The sequence below is a fragment of the Paenibacillus sp. cl6col genome, from assembly GCF_900102125.1.
GTDB lineage: Bacteria > Bacillota > Bacilli > Paenibacillales > Paenibacillaceae > Paenibacillus_B > Paenibacillus_B suaedae.
In genome coordinates this window covers 155024-176050 of sequence record NZ_FNAZ01000002.1, presented here as the reverse complement: position 1 = coordinate 176050, position 21027 = coordinate 155024, and the positions used below count along the sequence as shown (strand labels likewise).

Here is a 21027-nt window from a genome sequence, read left to right as displayed (position 1 = left end):
CCTCTATGATGTGGAACCCGTCACTACTATAATGCGCTATTACTAGCGGTAAAGTCAAACCCGAAGTATAGAAAAAGGACTGCCCCTATTCTACAAAAATCGGAGACAGTCCTTCTCAAAAAAATGGCTCAATGTTATACAAAATGAGTGCTCTGGTTATTCCTAATGCACAAAAAGATTCCTATTGGGTTAAGACTTCGCCTTCGGAAGTGGCATGAATATGAAATTGACCGGCAAGCTGCTGCCTGCTGCAGGAGAGAATAAAATCTCAACCTTTTCTTCATAATCTCCTGTACGATAGACGACACTTGCTTCATTCGAACCTTTTAGCAATCCCTGATTCGGCGTATTTACCGCCTTACCATTTACTAATATGGCACCCGTATATGATCCTGCGCGCGAATTGAAGGCAATAAGTGTGTTAGGCGCGACCTTGTTCAAGTGGATACGATACAACACTCCATAATTGCCCGCATTTAGACGATCTTCAAACGTCATCATGTCGGATCCGGTAATGTACTTATCGCTATTGTTATCTGCGATTAACAGGCGTTCTTCCTTGGTACCAACTGTTTCGTCCACCGTGAACACCCGATCGGCATTTTCGAATGTTCCGCGGATATGCTTCCCGTCAATCGGCAGCTGAGGCAAATTCTCGAATTCTTTTAATACATCCTTCTTCGCATCCAGCGCTACGATCGTATATTCAAGCGTACTATCTCCGTAGAAATCCGAATATAACGTAAACACATCTCTCGGCTTGAATGTAGGATTACTCAATTCCGGTACTACAATTTTCGTTTCATTCGGCTTCAACTTTGTTTCCGTTGTTTTGCCATCCTCAAATGATTGGAAATAACGAACTGTCGCCTTCATCCCCGTATCTTGCGGACTGGGACTAGGCCCTGCAAAGCCTTGGTGCTGCACCGTCAAGGTAGCCGGATCATCGGATACGTTCGTGACCAAAATGTAAAACTTCATATTATAATTGGTCGAATTCAAATGGTGAGCAAAAATCCGCGCTCCGCCTGCAACGCGATCTTGATATAGGATTCCATCTTTCAATACTTCTTCTGGACTGTTCGCGCGGTACAATGCACGGCGTTCTTCGGTCACTTTTGGTTTGATTTCCTTATAACCAAGAATAGACCCAGCGTCTACTTGATATTTATCCCCTTGTGGTGTGAACAATTTGTTAAAATCATCGAACGTGTACAGCACTTCATCCGTTACAGAGATCGTTTGGCTTACTTCAGCCGTAAGGCCGTACTTGTTCTTTACTTTCAGCGTAATTGTCTTTTCGCCCGGCTCGAAGAATGCCGGTTGCTTGTTCACCCACTCGCGTTTCAATTCCGTATCTTCTTCATCCGTACTCAAATCGTCATATTTAATCGGTTCACCCATTTTATATGTCGTTTTATCCGTACGGAAGCTTGCTACTGGCGGTGTATGCGGTCTTGTAACCGTAATTGTCTGGGAATACGGATCACTCCACTCCCCATCCTCATCACGTACGCGCAGTGTAATCGTATATGTGCCTGGCTCGTCATAGATTTCTTGATTCCCGTCCCAATCTACTTCAACAATCTGCCGGCCACGTGGATGCGTGGATTGATCTGTGAATGTAACACGAGTCTCTCCTGCAATAATGTCTTTCTGATCAACTTTAAACTTCGCAATTGGCTTAGCGCTAAGCTGAATGATGATGCGCTTCGACGCTTGTTCCCACTTATATGGAATTGCCATTGCATCCATCGCGGATGTAACTGGAACCATGAATACGCTATTTGAAATATAAGAAGCGCCCTTCATTTTTGTAGAGACACCGTTTACCCGATAGTCTGCACTTCCCATTTTGTAACGAAGTTCTTTGTCACCGTTCTTGATGATCGTTTCCTTCGTCTTGTTATCAAAGTCCAGCTTGAATCCAAAGCGATCTATCAGTGAACGAATTGCGATATAGGAAACGCCCTTCTTGACCGTAATCGGCTGTGGAGATGTGTATTCAATCCCATCTTGATAGATCTTATTGCTGTCTGCAATTAGGACAACAACATTCTTGTCATATTCCCCAGGTAGAACGGATTGAACACGTGCCTGCGAAACTTGCTTGTTGTCTTGCTGATTCTCTTCCTGATTGCTGCTGTCTTCCGCTGTGTTTGAAGACTTATCCGTTTCGACTGTACCACTTACCTCAGTATTCGTCGTCCCCTCTGCAGCGAACACAGGTACTACTGTGAGCAATTGCACTGCGGCTACACAGGCAACGAAAAGCTTTTTCCAAGATTTCATAGTAAATGTCCTACTCCTCATCCATCATTTATATTTCGAAATGTTAATACAATGTGTACGATTGAACATAGTTATAGACGCATTGCTGGGTAAAAAGTTTCTATTTTTTCATTCTTTTTTTAAGGAATATTAAATGAAAGTCAATTTTTTCATTTCATTTTCTGAAATCGTTGTGATTTACATTGTCTTCATATCCAGAAAAAAAGACCTGCACCGATCGATCGGTACAGGTCTCGAGATGAGTTCTATTGCTGTTTCGCGTAAGAAGCACTGTGCCCAAATGGGTATTGCTCCGAAATCGTAACCGGCAGTTTGCCCTTCGGCTCCTGTAAGCCGAGCAGTACATTTCCCAGCGCCTTCATCGCAGCAGGGCGGTTCTCATAGCAGCACAAGTACGTAGGTACATCAGGGAATTGATTCAGATCATATGGATTACGAGTCGATGCAACAATGACGCGTGTATTGCTGCGTGCTAACAATGCATTCACCACATCAACCTGTCCTTGATGTAGCTTCGATACTGGATTGTAAGTCAGGATCACAATCTGACTATATCCTTCTGTGCTTGCCAAAATTTCTTCCACTTCAACGGAGTCTGGATCATTGTTAATCCGGAGCAGCTCCACATCGTTCATATGTGGTTGCAGTGCAGATGCCAACGTATATTCCTGTACGATAAGATCATCGACCTCTGAACGATTCCGCACTTGAGGCCAGATCACAAGCGTTTTCGCGATGCGATCAAGCGGCAGTGCACCCGCCTCATCCTTAACAAGTGTCGTACTGTCCTCGAACATACGATCAACCAATGCCTTAGATTCAGGCGTAGCGAAATAAGAAGCGAAATCCTCTGGAACTTCTGTCTCTTCGCCCATATGACGCTTATTTTTCAAGGTAATGATACGATCGATGGATTCGTCGATGCGCGATTCAGCGATGCGACCGGTACGAACGGCCTCGCACAGCGCTTGAATCGATGCAACTTGCTCTTCATACGTATGGCTGACTAGCAAAATATCAGCACCGGCTTCAACTGCGCGCACCGCGCCTTCAGCCACACCAACTTCCTTCGAAATTGCATGCATCTCCAAGCAATCTGTTACGATCAAGCCATCATAGCCCATGCGGTGGCGGAGCAGCTTCGTAAGCACATTATGGGACAACGTAGCTGGGATGGAATCCGGCTCAAATGCAGGGAAAATGACATGCGCCGTCATAATGCAATCAACACCCTCTTGAATCGCACGGGCAAATGGAGCAAGCTCAACTGCAACCAAACGTTCCTCATCATGCGTTACAGCAGCAAGGCCGTGATGAGAGTCGACAGCCGTGTCGCCATGTCCTGGGAAATGCTTCGCTGTTGCAGCCACATTTGCCTCTTGCAGGCCGCGAATTTGTGCAGTTCCAAGTTCAGCTACCAGATCAGGACGTTCACTGTATGAACGAACTCCGATTACAGGATTCTCCGGATTGTTGTTCACATCCAAGCTCGGTGCGAAGTTCATGTTAATGCCAAGACGGAGCATCTCTTCTCCGCAAATACGTGCAGCCTCATAAGCATGCTCAGCACTGCGCGTGGCTCCAATTGTCATATTGCCTGGGATCAGCGTAATATCCTCCCAGTCGATCCGTGCCACCATACCGCCTTCTTGGTCAATACTAATGAAGAGCGGAATATTCGTCTGTTCACCGGAAATCTCTTGCAAATGATGAGATAACGCACTTACTTGCTCTTTGTTAACTACGTTGCGCTTGAAATAAATAATGCCTCCAACGTGGTGCTCCTTAATCAAGGAACGGATATTATCGTTTACCTCTGTCGTTGCGAATCCACACATCACCATTTGGCCAATTTTTTGCTCAAGTGTCAGTTGAAGTTTACTCATCTCACTCATCCCATCCTCTTCATATCGTGAATTCTTGATGTGATTCATTTAAGCGTTATCATTTTCCCGTCTGAACGGCATCCTCGCGATATTCCGTCGGCTTCTTGCCTGTGTACTTCTGGAATACCTTGGAGAAGTACCGTCTTTCTGAATATCCAACAAGCGCACCAATCTGTGTAATGCTCTTGTCTGTTGTGCGGAGCAATGACATCGCCAGCTCCATTCGCTGACGCGTCACGTATTCAACAAACGTTTCCCCGAAATGATTCTTAAACAACAAACTGAAATAACTGCAGCTGATTCCTAAGTAATCAGCCATTTCCTCAACGCCGATATCTGAGCCTAAATTGCGGTGAATATAGTCTTTGGCTGATATCATCAGGAGCTCGCTCGACTTCTTGTTCATCGCGTGTTCCTTCGTATGATCGACTAACTCCATAATCGCACACATTAAGTCCTTGACGCCCATCATATGCTGAAGCTTATTCCACACCGCTTCTTCTTCTTGTGGTGTAACTAGTTCCCACTCTCTCATCTCACGAATCAAGTGAATGATGACATAATGAAGGAACGTCTCCGCACGAACGATGGACTGCTCAGACATATACATCAGGCTGGATTGCAAGGCATGCATTCCGTCATCGACCTTAGAGCGATCATTCTGCTTCATCCCCGCCACGATATCTTCGACTAACTGCCACTGTGAGACAGAGGCCGCCTGTCTTGCTACTGAGCCTTCATCGACAGATACGAGCTGTTCATCATCGGTATGCAAAATAAGAGTACGCTGCAGGCGTTTGTACGTATGTGCCAAGCTCATGAGAGGGATCGGCCCATTATCCCATGCAAGGCTTACGGTCATCTTCACATGGCCTCGAACCGCCTGCTGAATTTCCTGTGCCCAGCGCGCCATATCGACCGAAGTAACCTCATGCTGGTCACGATAGCATTGAAGAAGTACGCACCACTCCCCTTCACGCATTTGCAATACGGCATATTTATTCCAATCATCCACTATAGCATCCTGCAGCACGTTGCGAACTGCGAAATTCCACAGCTTGCGCTCATTGTCACTCCAAGAGGCGCTTTGCTGCGCATAGCCATCCAAGTCAACGAGCAGCAGCGAGTAAGCCAACTTGTCAATCGGCTGCTCTTCATCGACCATGAAGGCCGCAAGTGCGCCAGTGGAGAATCCCATAAGAACATCGAACATCATCTTCTCATAAGCGAGACTAATCATGCGCCCCCAGCGCCTTTCCGACAGCTTCTTCTCCAGTTGACGGGTGCGTACAAGATCAGCAAGCTTCTTCACGGTCAATTCCAGCTCATCGTAGTTAATCGGCTTCAGTACATAATCACGAACACCATGCTGCATTGCGATGCGAGCATACTCGAATTCCTGATAGCCCGTCAGCATCATAACCTCGGCTTCACAACCAATTTTACGAATTTCCCGCAGAAAGTCCATACCGTCCATAACGGGCATACGAATATCACACAAAATGATGTCTGGCTCGTGCTGCCGCACCATTTCCAGCCCTTCCACACCATTGCGAGCTGTGCCTACTAATTCAACATTCAGCTCATCCCACGGGATGACCAGCTTCAAGTTGTTCAAAATCGGTACCTCATCATCAATGAGCAATGCCTTCACACTCATAACGTATCACCCTGTTCGTATTTCGGTATCACACACTGAATCATCGTTCCCATCTGTGAAGCGGAACAGATGAACAATCCATAACCAGGACCATATCGAATGCGCAAGCGATCTGCTACACTGCGAACTCCGAGTCCCCTACGTTCCGTATTGTACGACTCTTCTTCCTGCGGCAGAACCGATTTTTGCTCATCGGAGAGCATATATTGGAACTTTCTTAATTGTTCATTCGACATGCCCATCCCATTATCCTCTACCCGAATGAGAATGCGATCTTCATCCTCAAATGCGGTAATGCGGATCCATCCTGTGTGCTCAATTCCATCAAATCCGTGTTGGATTGAGTTCTCGACAAGCGGCTGCAGGGTCAGCTTCATCACCTTGCAGTGCATGATGTGCTCCGGCACGTCAATTTCGAAGTTGAACAGCTCCTCGAATCGGAACTTTTGAATTTCAAGATAGCTCTTCAAATATTCAAGTTCTTCGCGAAGCGTAATCTCCTCTTTATCCTGAATGCTAATGCGTAAAATATTGCCGAGGCGATAAACCATCTGGCTAACTTTTCGCCCTTCATTTTGAATAGCCAGCACATTAATCGATTCAAGTGTATTAAATAAAAAGTGCGGCTTAATTTGAGCTTCCAGCACTCTCATTTCCGCCTTATTCTTCTGCTGCTGCTCATTCTTCACTTGATCAATAAGGCCAGACACACGCTCCATGAGACTATTGAATCCGTGCGAGAGCATCCTTAACTCATCTCTGCCCTCTTCATCAACACGGGCGTTCAGATCTCCATCCTCAACCCTGCGCATAAATCGAACGATGCGCGTAATGTTGCGCGTTATTCGGTTCGTAAACAACAGGTTGAACAGCAGCGCTCCAAGGATGCAGAGGAATAAGATGGTAGACACCCATTTCAGAAATACGACCATCTCCTTCGAGAGAGAGCTCCAGTCGCGCACGGAAATCAAATACCAGCCGTAATCACTCATGGGGTGGTACGTGATCACACTTTCGCGTTCCCCGAATTTGTCCTTGTAGCTTACATATGTATTTTCGAACTTGATCGGCTTCGAAGCATAATCAGCGATCATATGGCCAGCGAGCTGCTTCGAGTTGTCGTATAGAATCTGTCCATCACGATTGACGATAAAGAACTTCGTATTCTCCATCTGATCAGCCGTATAAAACTTGTTAAAGAACGTGTCGAGATCCCAGTTCTTAATCTGGATGATCGATATTCCAATTGGCCTCATCGTCGATAGATCCTTCACAACTCGAATCTGGGTAAAGACCTGCTCGGAGCCCGTCAGTTCTGGAAATTCATTTGGCCCGACCCATAACGGAACCCCGTTCAAGTCCATGACTTTCTTAAACACAGGATGCTTTTTGAATTCATGAAAAGGCATTTCCTTGAAGTTGTCTTTGGAAAATATAGGGATAATCCCTTCTCTTTGTGCATATGGGCTGAAATTGTACAAAAAGGCATAACTAATCGCAGGATGGTTGAACAGCAGCTTGCGGAAATTTTGCTGGCGTTCGTTCATCCGGATATAGTCCGTGCCTTTTAGCGTATCATCAACTTGCTTCCCGACTGGCCGCCCCTGTTCATCCACGAAGTACAGCTTTCCATTATCGTCATATCTGACGACGCTTGAGCTTACCATATCGTGTTCGTAAGGATTAGGCGATACCAACGCCTTCTGGAAGACGTTATTCGCAATGCCTGTGTCGGATACTTTATTGATTTCATCGAATATGTAGCCGATGCTGTGGCTCATGGCCCGCATCGAGAATTGCGCTTGCTCACTATATTTCTTCTCTAGCAAATTGAATGTAATCACAAATGTAATCGTTCCAAGTAAAAGCAAAGGGATAATGATAAGCAAAATAAATCCACTAAACATCTTAAATCGTAAATTCATTGTGCACATTACCCCTTTACTCTCTCTAGTCATCTATGAATATATTAACACGTAAGAGCTTACATTTCATGCAGAAACTATGAAAAGATTAGCCCTTAACCCCGCCTGCTGTGAGACCCTCAATAATTTTCTCTTGCAGGATAGCGTAGATGACCATAACAGGTACGACACTGTATACGATACCAGCCGCCATCTGCGCGTAGTTCGTGTTATACGTATCACGGAAGCCGACCATACCGACCGGAAGTGTACGCAAGTTGTCTGTTGAGATAAAGAAGTTTGCGAGCAAGAATTCATTCCAGTTGCCGAGGAAGTTGACAATGAATACGGTCACGAGCGCTGGTACCGTCAACGGCAAGATGACTTTGAAGAAAATGCCTGGTGCCTTCAAGCCGTCAATTACAGCTGCTTCCTCAATCTCAGACGGGAGACTTCGCATAAATGCCGCCAAGATAATAATCGTAAATGGTATTGCCCCTGCCGTGTAAGGAACATATAGGGCCCAGTGCTTATCGAGCATGTTCAAGTTCTTCAAGATGCCGTAAATCGGAAGCAGCAATGCATTGCCCGGAATGAGCAAGCCTAGCAAAATAAACTGGAACACTGCTGCACTCATCTTCTTATAGCGCATACGTGTAATCGCAAAAGATGCAAGAGACGCGATGAGAATCGTAGACACGGATGCTGCAAGAGAAATGTACAAGCTATTTACGAAATAAGTGCTAATTTTGGCATTGACCCAAGCTTTCACATAGTTATCCCAAGCAAATTCTGTCGGCAAACCGAATGGATTCGCTGCAATGGCTCCGTTGTCTGTCTTTACCGATGAGAACAAGACGAACAGGAATGGGAATAGAATAACCGCCAAATACAACAGTAGGAAAATATGAGGGGTGCCCTTTTTCAGCTGTTTCATCATTAGTATTCAATCCTTTCCGTTCTACGCGCAATAAGTACTTGGTAAAGCACAGTAACGATGAGCGTGAACACGAAGATAAGGACTGCGATGCTGTTCCCATAGCCATATTTGAAGCTTGTAATCGAATGCTTGATCATATAAGTTGCCATAACATCGGTTGCCCCTGCCGGGCCGCCCTTGGTCATAACGATGACGATATCTGCCGCCTTCATTGCACCTGCGATCGATAGCATAATAACCACGGAGATGATCGGCATAATAAGCGGAATCGTAATGCGCATCGCACGTTGAACGCCAGTTGCGCCATCAATCATCGCTGCTTCGTCAAGATCTTTCGGAATCGCTAGAATTGCAGCCAACACCATAACAATGTAGAAACCGGTCCACTGCCAAGCGTTCGTAATCAAGATCGAAATCATTGCCGTTTTCTTGTCTGCCAGCCACATAAGCGGATCGATACCGAACAAACCTAACAGCTTGTTAAGAAGCCCTGTGTCCGGATCGTAAATGAAGCCCCACAAAATACCGATGACGGCCGTGGACATAACAGACGGCATGAATACTGCTGTCTTGTACAATCCTTTCAAACGCTTGACATTGGAGATGAGCAGTGAGAAGAAAATGATTAACGGGACTTGGACTAACAAAGAGAACAAAATAAAGTATCCATTGTTCTTCACCGATTCCCAAAAGTCTGGCTTACTCATCACATTGAGATAGTTGTCAAAGCCAATAAATGTAACGTCCTTCGATATTCCGTTCCAACTCGTAAAGCTGTAGTAAATCGCATTGATTACCGGGTATATAAAGAATGCGATGAACAAAACGAGCGTAGGAAGCAAAAATAACACATATGTTAAGGGGTTTCTTAATGCTTTATTCATATGATTTCCCTCCGTCCGTCCCACATCGTAATCATACTGGTTGACTGCTGCTCAGGATGATAAATGAGCACCACCCCCCGATACGGACAGGTGGTGCTCCTTGTGGTCAAGCTTGCTTTTTATTTATCTTATTTCGATGCTGCGTTCGCTTCTTCTTGTACTTTTTGTACGGCATCCAGAGCCGCTTGTGGTTCAGCTTCGCCGCTAATCATTTTTTGGAGCTGTTGACCGAGTGCCGTATTCACATCCGCTTGTACGAGAGCGTCAAATGCAGGCCATGTGAATTTCACGTCTTTCATTTGAGCCATAATCGCTTGCAGCAAGTCGTTTCCTTGGGAAGCTTCATCCAGCTTCGCTTGGTCAACCTTCATTGCAGGGATAACGCCATCTTCCTTCAAGCCGCGTACTTGCATGTCTTCGTTATACAAGTTCTTGATGAACGCTTTTACCGCTTCCATCTTGCGTGGATCTTCAGCAATCTTGGAAGAGAATGCATAACCGTTGTTCGAGTCGAACATTACGCTGTAGCCTTCGCCTTCTTTAGCTGGAGGCATCATGAAGAAACCAGCTTTGTTATGCAATTTACCGGATTGTGTTGCATCAGCGAATACGGAAGATGCCCAAGATCCATCGAACATCATAACTGCTTCACCATTTACCAACTGTGTACGTTGTGTTGCATAGTCAAGACCAAGCTCGCCTTTTTTGAAGTAGCCTTTCTTGATCCAATCTTGGTGTTTCGCAAATGCTTCTACCATTTTTGGATCGTTCCACTTCGTTGTTCCTTTCGCAAATCCGGAAGTAATGTCCGCACCGCCGAAGTAGGACCACAACGTGTTTGTTGTCATCAATGGCACCCAAGCATCCTTGGAACCAATTGCGAATGGAATTTTGCCGTCAGCCTTTACTTTTTCAGCGATTGCTTCAAGCTCAGCCAATGTTTTTGGAATTTGAATTCCTTTTTCAGCGAAATAGTCTTTGTTATAGAAGTAACCTTCAATTGAAGCACCGATTGGCAAACCGTAGATCTTGTCTTCTACTGTCCATTGTGCAAGGGATTGGAACTTGTCCTTCAATCCAAGCTCATCCAGAATCGGAGCTACATCAAGTATAAGTCCATTCTCCGCGTACAATTTCACGTCTGGGTTACCGAAGGCATCAAAGATATCTGGAGGAGATCCGCTTCCCATTTCTGCACGAAGCTTCTCTTTACGGTTAACCTCAGAGTCAACACCGTCAAGCTTAATTGTTAGACCTGGAACTTCGGATTCTGTCTTCTTCACAACATCTTGCAAGATAGCGAAGCGATTTTTCTTCGAATCGCCTAGCTGCGTATGACGAAGTGTAAGCTCAAATGGTTCAACCTTTTTATCTTCACCAGCTGTTTGGTTCGCTGGCTTCTCAGAACCACTCTCTGTCTTCGATCCGCATCCTGTAAGCGCTGTCGTTGCGATGAACAGAAGCGTCAGAATCATTACCAATCCTTTTTTCATGTAAGGACCCTCCCGTATGTTTTTGTCTGCCAGTATCTTCTTGTTGTTTGGTACGCTTTTATTATAATTCGACAATGTCCTTCCTGTAAGGACGACATTTTAACTATTGGGGGATAAAATCCTCTAACAAATGAGGGATAAAATAAAACAGCGGTCAAAACCTCGATTTGAGGATTTGACCGCTAATTTGTGAAACAACTATAAGATTTGCTTGTCTAGTATTTCCCAATTCAGCTTACGCATTACAATTTTATAGAGCAGGTGATTGAATATAAGCTATTGCATTTGCATCCTCTAATTTAATTCCCTCTTGTGAAATTGTACAGCCTATCATACAGCGCACGTATGCTAGGATTCGTACTGTTTGCTGCATCGCGCAGAACCGGCCCGCTTCCTTTATAATACGCAGTAAAGCCTTTCCCCGCGAATCCATATTGATAGCCTGCGTTCATATAATCATTGAATCGGTTGCGGAACATATTATCCGTTAACATACGGTTGTCGAACTCGACCTCAACGCCCATACCATATCGTTTGGCAGTTTGAATACCATCTACAAGACGATCGATTGACAAATCTTCAAAAAAGTAGTTCGGTTGGTACGTCGCTGCATCGAAGCCTGCGTCCTTCCATATAAAACTCTTATAGGTCAAGGAATGCGGGATCCAGAACGATTTCAACCCTCTTGCATGAACATCCGAGTTCATCATCCGCAGGAAGTCTGGGGCTGACTTGGACCAGCTAATCTCTTCATCCACCCAGTACATGCCAACCAGTTCAAGGTTGGAGTAGTTGTTGGCATTCCAGCGGTTTTGTACCTCTTGCAGCCACCATCTGACTGCCTTCTGGCGTGTCGCCAAGGCTTTCTCTATGCCCACGCTGGCTTCACTAAAATTCTCGGTAATGCCGTCTCCGTCAATATCACCGAAATTCGTCGTTGTTTCTCCCGGATTTGGGAGCATTATGACAACCTTCGTTTTGTGGTTCGGCTGCCCTAGTTGGATTCCTACTTCCTTCGTTGCCTCATTCAACTGCTTTAAGTCACCTTGAGCGCCAAATGTTTTATCCAGATACCATTGCCAATCCGTCAGGAGTGAATTATTTCCGAAATCACGACCCGCCGGAGATTGGAGACCCAGCATCAACACACCATCAAAGAACCAATCCTGAACTTGACCTGCTTGATTCACGTAACCAATTTCCGGAATCAGGCTGTCTTTTGTCCACGCAGGAACGTCAGGATAATACCCATTATAGACAAGCGATAAATTACGAATTCCAGCAGTATCGACGCCTGGATACTGGAATTCGAACGGCTTCATATTCACGACAACTGCTCCATCAGCCTTGCCGTCTGTTCCCATAATTTCAATCTCATCTATAAATGTCCATGCCCGTGGATGCATCGAGAACACAACCTTCACGTAGCGTGCATAGGCCATCGTAGCACCTTGCCCTCCGCCTGCAACCCCATCTTTGCTGCCATCCCATACATAGGTTTGATCAATCGGAGGGCCATTCGTCCAGCCTCGTTCCGTTGCTTTGTGCCCGACAATTCCCCAATTAATACTATCATCTGACACATATATAGATACGCTCAACGGGAACAATATCGCAGAACCCGGCCAATCTTGAAGGAAGTGCGCCTTAACACTTGCTATCGATTTCCGTTGGCCCAAGTCAAACGTGACTTCCCGCGCCTTCTTCTTAATGTGCCCTACCCACGCTGGATCCGTCACATTCGCAGCGCCCTTAACGCCATTAGTCAGCTTGTTGCCTGGATCCGGATAATTCGATTCCGGCGCTTCCGACCAAGTGTAGGTTGAGCTCGGTGCAAGATTGCTGAGCTGTGGTGCCGCTTGAGCATTCGGCATGTTCGGAATGATTGACAATACCAGCATCATGCTAAGCACAAGTGCTGTCATCTTTTTCTTCATAATCAATATCCCTCCTTTATACGTTCATTTTCGAAGAATACGGCCCGGATCATCTAATGATTAAGCTGCAATCATACCTCCTCTATTCATAAATTCATCCAAGAAAGCTGATCCCTCATGATGCCTGATGCCTTTTCTATGTTGAACCAGTAGCTAACAGCATCTCTTCACCTACTAGTCATGAGGACAATAGAATGCATTTCAACAGCATATATGTTTGGCGATAAAATATTTTATATGATAGCGCTTCCATTATAGATTAGGGGGATTTCCTTTTTTTTCATCCTTACAGCGCATTATAGTTTTTTCCTTCCATTTTAGAAATAGTTCTTTTCGATCATTTTACACACAATACTATTGAATGCACGTTCTAAGTGAACACTCTTTCCTCTATTGCAACAAAAAAAGAGATGACCTCTTCCCTGCTAGGCAAGTCATCTCTCTTCCTATATAAATAGATATGAAATACACTATACGCTCGTCTGCCTGCGGCCCTTCTCAATAAGCGCATAAGCACGCTCCACCTCTTCTGCAGTCGGGGAAGGAATCCCTTCAAGCGGATACTTCTCACCTAGCTGTTCCCACTTGTATACGCCCATTTGATGGTACGGCAGGATTTCGAATTTCTCAACACCTTGCAGTGTACCGATAAAACGACCCAGTTCAAGCAAATCCTCTTCATCGTCGTTAATCGTCGGTACGAATACGTGGCGAATCCACATTTTCTTGCCATGCTCAGATAACCAACGCGCCGTATCCAGCGTACGTGCATTCGGCACACCTGTAAGTGCAATATGTTTCTCATTGTTAATATGCTTAATATCCAGCAGTACTAGATCCGTAACATTCATCAATTCTTCGAGCTTCGCTACTTCGTTGAAACCGTTCGAATCCAGGGTTGTATGCAGATCCCAGCGCTGCTTCACTTCACGGAATAGCTCTCTAACGAATGCAGCTTGCAGCGTTGGCTCCCCGCCCGATACGGTCAAACCGCCGCCAGAGCTGCGGTAATAAGGCAAGTAAGGTTCAATTTCAGCAAGTACTTCCTCAAGTGTCATTTCTTTGCCGTCACCTAAGCTCCATGTATCACGGTTATGGCAATATTGGCATTTGAGCGCGCACCCCTGCATGAATAAAATAAATCGTATGCCAGGTCCATCAACGGTACCGAATGTTTCTAACGAGTGAATACGTCCGATCATCTCTATCACTTTCCTCTCCAGCCCATTACAACCTGCTTACATGACAAGAGGGGCGCTCCCTCCCTGCCATTGACCGAAAGGTACTAGGCATGTGGTGTAGTTGCGCCCCTTTACTTATCAAATATCGAGTATATCCTTTACATTGCTCAACTTACTTCGATTTCAACCGTTCAGAAGGTTCTTACATCGAACCATGGAATGTGCGGTTGATTACATCCAATTGCTGCTCGCGAGTCAGTTTGATGAAGTTAACTGCATAACCCGATACGCGAATTGTCAATTGCGGGTAGTTCTCTGGATGTTCCATCGCGTCCATCAGCTGTTCACGGTCGAACACGTTAACGTTCAGATGGTGCGCATTGCTGCCGAAGTATCCATCCATCATCGATACGAGGTTGGATTTGCGAACATCAAGTTCTTTACCAAGCGCCTTAGGCACGATGGAGAATGTGTTCGAGATTCCATCCAAGCTGTGCTCATATGGAAGCTTCGCTACCGAACTAAGCGATGCGAGCGCACCCTTCTTATCGCGGCCATGCATTGGGTTCGCACCTGGAGCGAACGGTTCGCCAGCTTTACGTCCGTCAGGAGTTGTACCTGTCTTCTTACCGTACACAACGTTCGACGTAATCGTCAGTACCGATTGTGTTGGCAATGCATTGCGATAAGCTTTGTGCTTGCGAATCATGTTCATGAACGATTCAACAAGTTCAACAGCGATGCTGTCTACGCGATCATCGTTGTTACCGTAGCAAGGATATTCACCTTCGATTTGGAAGTCAACGGCAATGCCTTCTTCGTTGCGAATCGGTGTTACCTTAGCATATTTGATTGCACTCAGGGAGTCAGCTGCTACCGACAAGCCGGCAATACCGCAAGCCATTGTGCGCAAGATTTCTTTATCATGCAGCGCCATCTCAATGCGCTCATAGCAATATTTATCATGCATGAAGTGAATCACGTTCAGTGTGTTCATGTACAACTTCGCGAGCCATTCCATCATCTGCTTGAAGCGTTTCACGACTTCGTCGTAGTCCAATACGTCGCTTGTGATTGGAGGAAGCTCAGGTCCTACTTGCAAGCCAAGCTTCTCGTCTTTACCGCCGTTGATTGCGTACAGCAAGCATTTCGCCAAGTTGGCGCGAGCGCCGAAGAACTGCATTTGCTTACCGATACGCATTGCGGATACGCAACATGCGATACCGTAGTCGTCACCATAGATTGGGCGCATCAGGTCGTCATTTTCATATTGAATGGAGCTTGTTTCAATCGATACTTTCGCACAATACTTCTTGAACGCTTCAGGAAGCTTCGTCGACCAGAGTACAGTTAAGTTAGGCTCTGGAGCAGGTCCCAAGTTGTACAAGGAATGCAAGAAACGGAAGCTGTTCTTCGTTACACGTGTTGTACCGTCAGAAGCCATACCACCGATCGATTCTGTTACCCAAGTTGGGTCACCGCTGAACAGGTCGTTGTAAGCAGGTGTGCGCAAGAATTTAACGATACGCAATTTCATAATGAAATGGTCAACCAATTCTTGAGCTTCTTGCTCTGTCAAAGTACCTTCTTGAATATCGCGTTCCACATACACATCGAGGAACGAGGATACACGACCAAGGGACATTGCTGCACCGTTCTGTTCTTTGATGGCTGCCAAGTAACCGAAGTATACCCATTGGAACGCCTCTTGTGCGTTGACAGCTGGTTTCGAAATGTCCATACCGTGCATTGCAGCCATTTCTTTCAATTCAGCGAGTGCGCGAATTTGTTCTGAAATTTCTTCACGGTCACGGATAGTAACTTCATCCATTGCATCCAGCTCAAGATTATTCAGATCGTTTTTCTTTTGTTTAATCAAGAAGTCTATACCGTACAGCGCTACACGGCGGTAGTCACCGATGATGCGGCCGCGGCCGTAAGCATCTGGCAATCCTGTGATAATACCAGCTTTACGCGCCATGCGCATGTCGGATGTATAAGCATCGAATACGCCTTGGTTGTGTGTTTTGCGAATGTCTGTGAAAATTTTGATAACATCTTCCGGCATTTCGAAGCCGTATGCTTTACAAGCATCGATCATCATCTTAATACCGCCAAATGGTTGAATCGAGCGGCGGAACGGAGCATCCGTTTGTACACCTACTACTTTTTCTTTTTCTTTATCTAAGTATCCCGGTTTGTGCGATACGATCGTTGAAGGCGTGTTAACATCAACATCCCATACACCACCGCGTTCACGTTCTTCTTTGGAGAGCTGGCTCACGATATCCCACAGATCCTTCGTATTTTGCGTTGGACCTGCCAAGAATGCTTCATCGCCCAAGTAAGGCTTGATGTGTCCGTCCAAGAAGTTCGGGACATCCACGTGTGTTTGCCATTTGCCTGCTTTTAATCCACGCCAAGGATTCATTTCATTTGTTTCTGTCATGTTCTTTTCCATCACCGACATCGTAATCCCTCCATACATGTTTGTTTTTCTGTATGTGTTGTAATCGAATTGAAAGCACACACCCAGCAAGATGTTCTCGTTCCCATTTCACATTGCTTGTGATGATTTTCACGAAAAAGGCTGCAAGGCGGTTATCTTATCTTTCGCATTCGTTCGATAGCTGCCTTTTCGTAATGCCGAGTGAGGCTATGCAGCAAGTTTTTTAGAGGCGAATTCTGAACCTTTTTCGTTCCTCCCTTGCTACGCCTTCATTGTACCTCTTTTCACACTTTCAATTATGTGATATTTATCACAATATAAGCTAGACAAATGATTTTTTTCACATAATATAATTCAAAATGTTGTAATCTCCACTGCTGCCCTGCTTTTTGCAGGTGGTTAGCACTTAATTAGCACTCGTTTACCGCATTATAAGCAATGGTTCAGAAGTTGATTATACAACAAAGACAGCGGGGAAGATCTTCCCCGCTGCCCACTGCCCTGCTATCGTATCATTCTAACTTATTCAAATCGTCCATAGAATGCGTTCCGATATACATCAGCCAACTCTGTTACGAGTGGAAGCTTCGGATTCGCTGTTGTACATTGGTCTTCAAAGGCGCGGTCTGCCAAGTAATCAACATTGGATTCGAAGTCCTTGGCATCGAAGCCAATTGCTTGGAACGATTCTGGAATACCCAGTTCGCGGTTCAATTCCCGAATTGCGTTGATAAGGCTGTTCACGCCCTCTTCCGTGGTGCGGCATGGAAGACCGAGGATGCGTGCAATTTCCGCGTAGCGCTCATCTGCTACGAAGTGGTCATATTTCGGGAACGAAGCGTACTTCGTTGGTTTCTTCGCATTGTAGCGAATGACATGCGGCATGAGAATCGCATTCGTGCGACCATGTGCAGTATGGTATTGCGCTCCCCATTTATGCGCCAAGCTGTGGTTGATGCCTAGGAACGCATTCGCGAATGCCATACCAGCAAGTGTCGATGCGTTGTGCATTTTCTCGCGCGCTTTCGGACATGCTTCATGATGGGATTTCACCAAGTTCTCGAACACGAGCTGAATGGCCTTTATTGCCAGACCATCAGTATAGTCGCTTGCCATTACCGATACATACGCTTCAATCGCGTGCGTCAAAACGTCCATTCCCGTATCAGCAACTGCCGTCTTCGGCAAGCTGTACACGAACTCTGGGTCAATAATCGCTACGTCCGGCGTCAGCTCATAATCAGCTAGCGGATATTTCGTATTGCCTTTTTCCTTATCCGTAATAACCGCGAACGAGGTTACTTCCGAACCAGTACCCGAAGTCGTTGGAATTGCGACGAACTTCGCCTTCTGGCCAAGACGTGGATACTTGAATGTACGCTTGCGGATGTCTAAGAACTTCTGCTTCAGGTTATCGAATTCAGCATCTGGATGTTCGTAGAATAGCCACATGCCCTTCGCTGCATCCATCGGCGAGCCGCCGCCCAAGGCGATAATGCAGTCTGGCTCGAAGCTGAGCATCATTTCTGTACCACGTTCCACTGTTTTCGTCGAAGGATCTGGCTCGACATCCGAGAACACTTCAATGACGACTGGGTTGCGGCGTTGACGCAAATAGTATTCCAGCTTCTCCACGTAGCCCAGCTTCACCATCATTGGGTCGGTAACAATCATGACACGGCTAATATCCGGCATCTTCGCCAAGTACTGTGTTGCACCCTTCTCGAAGTAAATCTTATTTGGCACCTTGAACCATTGCATATTCACTGTACGCTTCGCCACCCGTTTAATATTCAGCAAATTGACCGCTGTTACGTTCGAAGAAGTTGAGTTGCGGCCATACGATCCGCAGCCAAGTGTCAACGAAGGAATATTGGTGTTGTACAAGTCTCCAATCGCGCCATGAGTAGAAGGAGAGTTGACCAGAATGCGGCCTGTTTGCAGACGGTCGGCGAACTTACGAATTACCTCGTCATCATTCGAGTGGATGACCGAAGAGTGACCCATACCGCCAAATGCCACAATTTCAGCCGCGCGGTCAACGCCTTCTTCTGCGGTCTTCACCTTGTAGCAAGCAAGCACGGGGCTCAGCTTCTCTGCAGACAGTGGGAACTTCGGCCCCACACCATCCAGCTCAGCTACAAGTATTTTCGTTGTATCTGGTACTTGAAGTCCGGCCATCTCAGCAATTTTCTTTGCAGATTGGCCCACGATGTTCGGATTCACCGCACAGGTGTCTGTCTTCATTGCCATCGCTTGGAGCTTGCCGGTCTCTTCCTTATTCAAGAAGTAGCAGCCCTGTGTGGTCATCATTTTCTTCGTTTGTGCGTAAATCGGCTCTTCAATGATGACGGCTTGCTCGGATGCGCAGATCATGCCATTATCGAACGTCTTGGACAGAATCAAATCCGTTACCGCTTGATTCAGATCTGCCGTCTTCTCGATGAAGCACGGCACGTTACCTGGGCCAACGCCTAAGGCAGGCTTGCCGCAGCTATAAGCGGAGCGAACCATACCAGCACCGCCTGTCGCCAGGATTAGCGCCACATCAGGGTGGTTCATCAAGCCGTTAGTCGCATCCATCGACGGATACTCAATCCATTGGATACAATGCTCAGGAGCACCATATTTCACTGCTGCCTCATGCAGGATGCGAGCTGCTTCCGCACTGCATTTCTGAGCGGATGGATGGAAGCCGAAAATAATCGGGTTGCGTGTCTTTATCGCGATGAGCGCCTTGAACATGGTTGTTGAAGTTGGGTTCGTTACCGGCGTAATCCCCATGACAATTCCAACCGGTTCCGCAATCTTCATATAAGCACCCTGCGGATTGTCCTCGATGACACCTACCGTTTTGTCATACTTGATATAGTTGTGGATATATTCAGTTGCGAAAATGTTTTTCGTAATTTTATCTTCATACACACCGCGGCCCGTTTCTTCAACAGCCATCTTGGCAAGCATCATATGCTTATCCAAGCCAGCGAGTGCCATTTGCTGTACGATCTTGTCTATCTGCTCTTGGTTCATGTCCATAAATGCTTCCTGCGCCTTATTCGCGCGGTCAATCAGTTGCTGAATGTGCTTCGTAACATCGACTTGCTCCGTTTTTTTCTCTACAGTTGGTTTCGTTTCTTGTTTTGTCGCCATTCTCTCCGCCTCCATTCATGGATACCTTGCAATGAACCTAAGAAAGGGTTTCTCTATACGGTGTGTCTGCTGTTCTGTTACGGTCCTTTTCTGAGGTTCGTGTTGGTTACAATTGTTTGTGAATCATTTCACACTTTCATTGTATCCATCTTTCGCGTGTTAGTATGTGATTAATTTCACAACTCTGATTGATTTTGCTTATTTTTTTATTTCTCCCCGATTTTATTTGATTGGCGTGATATTAATCACTCGATTTAACCAAACTGTAAATAATTTTAATCGTAAATAAATTGACAACTGCGTGCGGAACATCCATGATAGTAATACGTATTCATATAGTGAAACTTGTCACATGGAATTCTTTGGGTCAAAATTACTAAAATTTGAAATATGTAAATTGGAGGGGAACAGAGTGACTAACATCACCGACAAATTTGGAGAGCCCTGCAATACCTCTTGTTTCTCAGAACAGAATGTAGAACGATTAATCAATATCGGTAAAGAACGTACCTATCCTGACAGCTCTCATCTCTTCTGGGAAGGAGATCTATCTGATAAGCTGTTCCTCCTGAAGAGCGGACGTGTAAAAATCACAAAGTCTACAGATGAAGGCAAAGAGCTAATTCTGTACATGTATCAAGCTGGGGATTTAGTCGGCCAAGTTGATCCATTCCATAGTACAAAGCACACATTCACAGCGGAAGTCCTTGAAGAAGCTGAGGTATTGCTTATTGAGCAGAAGGATATTGAGATTCTCATATGCCAGCACTGCGACTTCTCGATCGATTTCATGAAGTGGATGGGGATCCATCACCGCCTGACTCAGACCAAGTTCCGCGATCTAATGATGTATGGTAAACCAGGCGCGCTATGCTCCACTCTCATCAGATTGTCCAATACTTACGGTGAAGAATTAGAAGACGGCGGTCTCCTGATCAACAAAAAAATTACACATACCGATCTATCGAATATGATCGGCGCTACTCGTGAGAGCGTCAATCGTATGTTAAGCGATCTTCGCAAACGCGATGTTATTGAATATGAGAATGGTATGATTGTCATTCGCGAATTAGAACACCTGCGGGAAGTATGTCATTGTGAAATGTGCCCGAATGAAATTTGCCGCATCTAATACAAAACGCCCTCATGCAAGCTCATGGCATGAGGGCCTTACTTCTGTTTACCTCTACAGATAGGGTACTGCTAACGGTTTCCCGATATGAATAAGGAACATGTCCATTCCATTCTACT

Annotated in this window: 12 protein-coding genes; 1 reads left to right on the top strand and 11 read right to left on the bottom strand. The window is 45.7% G+C overall.

Annotated elements, in window-relative coordinates; translation table 11 throughout:
* Positions 1-189 precede the first annotated feature (189 nt).
* The 11 genes from BLS15_RS04855 to adhE form a co-directional block, all read right to left on the bottom strand.
* Positions 190-2292 (bottom strand): stalk domain-containing protein, encoded by a 2103-nt coding sequence (locus BLS15_RS04855; protein ID WP_021253015.1) that lies wholly within the window; start codon positions 2290-2292, stop codon positions 190-192.
* Between the two features lie 245 nt (positions 2293-2537).
* Complete coding sequence (gene nagZ / locus BLS15_RS04850; protein WP_028533137.1) at positions 2538-4178, bottom strand: beta-N-acetylhexosaminidase; 1641 nt, start codon at positions 4176-4178, stop codon at positions 2538-2540.
* Between the two features lie 58 nt (positions 4179-4236).
* Positions 4237-5838 carry a response regulator gene (locus tag BLS15_RS04845; RefSeq protein WP_021253017.1) on the bottom strand — a complete coding sequence of 534 codons (1602 nt, stop codon included), beginning with the start codon at positions 5836-5838 and terminating at the stop codon, positions 4237-4239.
* Entirely contained in the window at positions 5835-7763 is a 1929-nt protein-coding gene (locus tag BLS15_RS04840) for a cache domain-containing sensor histidine kinase (protein WP_021253018.1), read from the bottom strand. The genes BLS15_RS04845 and BLS15_RS04840 overlap by 4 nt, the downstream gene beginning before the upstream one ends.
* 88 nt (positions 7764-7851) lie before the next feature.
* On the bottom strand, positions 7852-8682 hold the full coding sequence (locus BLS15_RS04835) for a carbohydrate ABC transporter permease (protein WP_021253019.1): 831 nt from the start codon (positions 8680-8682) through the stop codon (positions 7852-7854).
* The gene (locus BLS15_RS04830; RefSeq protein ID WP_021253020.1) at positions 8682-9566 is read right to left on the bottom strand and encodes a carbohydrate ABC transporter permease; all 885 of its coding nucleotides are present in this window, start codon (positions 9564-9566) and stop codon (positions 8682-8684) included. The genes BLS15_RS04835 and BLS15_RS04830 overlap by 1 nt, the downstream gene beginning before the upstream one ends.
* 128 nt (positions 9567-9694) lie before the next feature.
* A complete protein-coding gene (locus tag BLS15_RS04825; RefSeq protein ID WP_021253021.1) occupies positions 9695-11059 on the bottom strand; it encodes an ABC transporter substrate-binding protein in 1365 nt (454 codons plus the stop codon).
* A gap of 299 nt (positions 11060-11358) precedes the next feature.
* Positions 11359-12996: a DUF4855 domain-containing protein gene (locus BLS15_RS04820; protein ID WP_021253022.1), complete on the bottom strand. Its 1638-nt coding sequence runs from the start codon at positions 12994-12996 to the stop codon at positions 11359-11361.
* A 470-nt stretch (positions 12997-13466) separates the two neighbouring features.
* On the bottom strand, positions 13467-14198 hold the full coding sequence (gene pflA, locus BLS15_RS04815; RefSeq protein ID WP_021253023.1) for a pyruvate formate-lyase-activating protein: 732 nt from the start codon (positions 14196-14198) through the stop codon (positions 13467-13469).
* Between the two features lie 181 nt (positions 14199-14379).
* On the bottom strand, positions 14380-16647 hold the full coding sequence (pflB, locus tag BLS15_RS04810; RefSeq protein ID WP_090510349.1) for a formate C-acetyltransferase: 2268 nt from the start codon (positions 16645-16647) through the stop codon (positions 14380-14382).
* 501 nt (positions 16648-17148) lie between these two features.
* Positions 17149-19776, bottom strand: a complete 2628-nt coding sequence (adhE, locus tag BLS15_RS04805; RefSeq protein ID WP_021253025.1) for a bifunctional acetaldehyde-CoA/alcohol dehydrogenase — start codon at positions 19774-19776, stop codon at positions 17149-17151.
* Between the two features lie 412 nt (positions 19777-20188).
* Between adhE and BLS15_RS04800 the strand changes: the two genes are divergently transcribed.
* The gene (locus BLS15_RS04800) at positions 20189-20908 is read left to right on the top strand and encodes a Crp/Fnr family transcriptional regulator (protein WP_021253026.1); all 720 of its coding nucleotides are present in this window, start codon (positions 20189-20191) and stop codon (positions 20906-20908) included.
* Positions 20909-21027 lie beyond the last annotated feature (119 nt).

Coding starts and splice junctions, on each gene's coding strand:
- BLS15_RS04835 (WP_021253019.1), bottom strand. CDS start 8,682: ATGATGAAACAGCTGAAAAAGGGCACCCCTCATATTTTCCTACTGTTG.
- BLS15_RS04830 (WP_021253020.1), bottom strand. CDS start 9,566: ATGAATAAAGCATTAAGAAACCCCTTAACATATGTGTTATTTTTGCTT.
- BLS15_RS04840 (WP_021253018.1), bottom strand. CDS start 7,763: ATGAATTTACGATTTAAGATGTTTAGTGGATTTATTTTGCTTATCATT.
- BLS15_RS04825 (WP_021253021.1), bottom strand. CDS start 11,059: ATGAAAAAAGGATTGGTAATGATTCTGACGCTTCTGTTCATCGCAACG.
- pflB (WP_090510349.1), bottom strand. CDS start 16,647: ATGTCGGTGATGGAAAAGAACATGACAGAAACAAATGAAATGAATCCT.
- BLS15_RS04845 (WP_021253017.1), bottom strand. CDS start 5,838: ATGAGTGTGAAGGCATTGCTCATTGATGATGAGGTACCGATTTTGAAC.
- nagZ (WP_028533137.1), bottom strand. CDS start 4,178: ATGAGTAAACTTCAACTGACACTTGAGCAAAAAATTGGCCAAATGGTG.
- BLS15_RS04855 (WP_021253015.1), bottom strand. CDS start 2,292: ATGAAATCTTGGAAAAAGCTTTTCGTTGCCTGTGTAGCCGCAGTGCAA.
- BLS15_RS04820 (WP_021253022.1), bottom strand. CDS start 12,996: ATGAAGAAAAAGATGACAGCACTTGTGCTTAGCATGATGCTGGTATTG.
- pflA (WP_021253023.1), bottom strand. CDS start 14,198: ATGATCGGACGTATTCACTCGTTAGAAACATTCGGTACCGTTGATGGA.
- adhE (WP_021253025.1), bottom strand. CDS start 19,776: ATGGCGACAAAACAAGAAACGAAACCAACTGTAGAGAAAAAAACGGAG.